This is a genomic window from Bacillus sp. S4, from assembly GCF_040838205.1.
GTDB classification, from domain to species: Bacteria; Bacillota; Bacilli; order Bacillales; family Bacillaceae_G; genus Bacillus_A; species Bacillus_A cereus_U.
The window spans coordinates 1-2885 of the sequence record NZ_JBFPJI010000382.1; the positions used below are offsets into that span (position 1 = coordinate 1).

The following is a 2885-nucleotide window of genomic DNA, read 5'->3' on the forward strand; positions in this document are numbered from 1 at the left end:
TTTGTTGTTAATGAAAATAGGTAAAGAAGATAGACTAGTAAACAAGCTGTTTTCTACTTTTAAACATAGAATATGATGAATCCTATTAAAATGAGGGGGGGACTTATATTCATGAGAGATGATTGTCGTTTCGAGAACTTCAGAGATTGTGATAGATTTTGGGATGATTTAATGTTCGGTAGACGCAGACATAGAGATTTTGATGACCGTCGTTGTAGACGTGACCGTGACTGCGATTGTGATGAATGTCGTCGCAGACGTAACCATGATCGTGACCGCGATTTTGATGACCGTCGGGATTGGTAAATCCCTTTGGAAGAGTGCTTTGAAGAAAAGCGCTCTTTTTTTGTTCAAGAATTTTCTGGTCTTATTTGCTAAGGAAAGATAAGGATAAATAAAAAAAGAGAGCCGAAGCCCTCTTTTGGAATCGAAATCGATTAATTAAGAACAAATTGGAATCCCTAACGCTATTAAAGTCAATGCTACTTGAAGAGAAATCTCTAATCTAGCAATTTCGATTCCAGCAACTGAGACAACTAAAAAAGGTTGGCCATTTACGAATAGAACACAACGAACGAAAATAAACAAGGCTCAAATGAGCCCTGCTTGGTGGAGTTGGATAACTAATATCCCAATAGAAATAATAAAATACGGTGAAATGTTAAATTCTGATTTAAATCCGTTTTGTGTTGTGAGTTTTAGTTTCATAATTTTTCGCCCTCTCGTTATTTGCCTTACACTTCTATATACAACGAAGAGGATAGATTTCCACATGAAAACTGAACAAATATACTGATAGTTAACAAAGTGAAGTTTATGCAGGAATTAACGAGGGTTTTAAGGTGGAAATAGCGTAAAATCAACGATGTATAAAAGGTATTGTAAACGGAAGCTCCCGAAAGTACCACAAACGTTGATATGACAGTGTATTTCCCAAAAACCTAGTTTACATAAGTTATGTTAGGGGTCCCGCCACATGCCCATCAACTTAAAAAAAGTAAACACCCCAAAGAAGAAAAAATGAGCTGACTTCTCAAAATAACTACATGTAGAGAAAGGGAATTTTCATTTAGGTGATACATTAAAATGTTAAGTTGATGGGCATGGGGAAGCGATAACGTTTCTGTGATTGATGGGCTAATAAATAGCGTGATTGCTACTATACCAGTTGGGGTTGTTCCATCTGGTATAGTAATCAATCCTTAAATAAAATATAAAACAATAAGATTGATAAGTGAGGTTACTTCCGCATTTGAAAACTATGTAAATATTATGAGAAAAGACTCTATCACTTAGGAGAGTCTTTTTGGTTGTTATAAAAATCGTTTAATCAGGTATGACTCGCAACATTAGCTATACAGCTAGATAGCGTGCTTACAATAATTGATTGCATTCTGATGCCATATTTACCTTTGATAGTATAATATTTTCGTTGAGGGGATATTTCAAAATATTAGCTTGATGGTCATGGATTATACCAAAAATTAAGCCAATATCTCATTTAAAAAATTACATTTAGCATTTTTTAAGGAAAACATTAATAAAAATAAACTAAATGAGATGATTTTATGGGAGAGAAAAAGCTACATTTAGGTTGTGAACGGACCATTCTCGAAAACTGGGACAGAGATATTAGATGATGTGAATACGTACCGGAGTATTGTTCTTGAAATGATAGTTGAACTACGAGCTATAAAACCAGTTCGAGAACCACAACGTGAACTACTTACAGCCCCACCTATTGAGATTCGTTTAGGTACTACGGTATAGGTAAAAACCTAAATTCAAATAGAACAAAGATATTTATAACAGAGGTGTTCAGATGATTACAATTAGTTTATGTATGATTGTAAAAAATGAAGAAAAAACACTTAATAGATGTTTAGAATCAGTTAAAGGTATCCCCGATGAAATTATTATTGTAGATACAGGCTCAACAGATCAAACGAAACAAATAGCTAGTAAGTGGACTCAACAAATTTTAGATTTCAAATGGGTGAATGATTTCTCGGCAGCTCGAAATTATTCCTTTCATCAAGCTTCAATGGACTACATTTTATGGTTAGATGCGGATGATATACTTTTACCAGAGGAACGTCAAAAGCTACTTGCTTTAAAACAATCACTCACTCAAAATATTGATGCAGTTTCCATGATTTATCATGCAGAAATTGATAAATTTAATAATGTTTTAACCAGCATTCGCCGCAATAGATTAGTTAAAACAAGTAAAAATTTTCAATGGTACGGCGTTGTTCATGAAGAACTGAGTATTTATGATCAATATAATGCGCTCGAAAGCGACATCATAGTCACCCATAAAAGAAATTATACCAATAATGAATCAGATCGAAATCTCAAACTATATGAACAATTTTTGAAAAAGAATAAAGGTAAAATGACAGTTCACGATATATTTCATTATGCCAGAGAATTACATAAACATAAAAAATATAAACAAGCCATTGAATTTTATAACAAGTTCTTAGACTACAAAGAAATCCAATTAGAACACAGGCTTTTTGTTATGCATAAATTAGCTAGTTGTTATCATCTAATCGGAAATTTTAAAAAAGAAAAAGAAATCACATTTCAGTCTTTAGAATACGATGTTCCTCAACCGGAATTCAGCTGTCGCCTAGGCGAATTCTTTCTTAAGAATAACCAGTTTTCTCAAGCTGCCTATTGGTATAAACAAGCTATAGAAGCACCTTTAGCTAATTCCGTTCATTTCATTGAACAACAACCCTTTAAAAGTTGGTTACCGCATAAACGATTAGCGTTTTGTTACTTTCAGCTAAAAGACTATAAACAGACTTATCATCATAATAAAATGGTTCTTAGTTTCTTACCAACTGATGAGGAGACCCTTAATAATATTAAAG

4 protein-coding genes and 1 pseudogene are annotated in these 2885 nt (G+C 33.3%); 4 read left to right on the forward strand and 1 reads right to left on the reverse strand.

From position 1 onward, the window contains the following. Positions 1-111 precede the first annotated feature (111 nt). Positions 112-306, forward strand: coding sequence for a hypothetical protein (locus AB3X48_RS20465; protein ID WP_016103990.1), 195 nt, complete (start codon positions 112-114; stop codon positions 304-306). 135 nt (positions 307-441) lie between these two features. Here AB3X48_RS20465 and AB3X48_RS20470 read toward each other — a convergent pair whose 3' ends face one another. Next, on the reverse strand, positions 442-582 hold the full coding sequence (locus tag AB3X48_RS20470) for a DUF3956 family protein (RefSeq protein ID WP_085960943.1): 141 nt from the start codon (positions 580-582) through the stop codon (positions 442-444). Between the two features lie 534 nt (positions 583-1116). Here AB3X48_RS20470 and AB3X48_RS20475 point away from each other — a divergent pair. From AB3X48_RS20475 to AB3X48_RS20485, 3 genes and pseudogenes are all read left to right on the forward strand, one after another. Beyond that, a pseudogene (locus tag AB3X48_RS20475) lies at positions 1117-1206 on the forward strand (YncE family protein); the annotation flags it as partial. Between the two features lie 390 nt (positions 1207-1596). Continuing rightward, the gene (locus tag AB3X48_RS20480) at positions 1597-1770 is read left to right on the forward strand and encodes a hypothetical protein (RefSeq protein WP_002144434.1); all 174 of its coding nucleotides are present in this window, start codon (positions 1597-1599) and stop codon (positions 1768-1770) included. A 52-nt stretch (positions 1771-1822) separates the two neighbouring features. Further along, on the forward strand, positions 1823-2885 hold a 1063-nt coding region (locus tag AB3X48_RS20485; protein WP_367959874.1), incomplete at its 3' end, for a tetratricopeptide repeat-containing glycosyltransferase family 2 protein.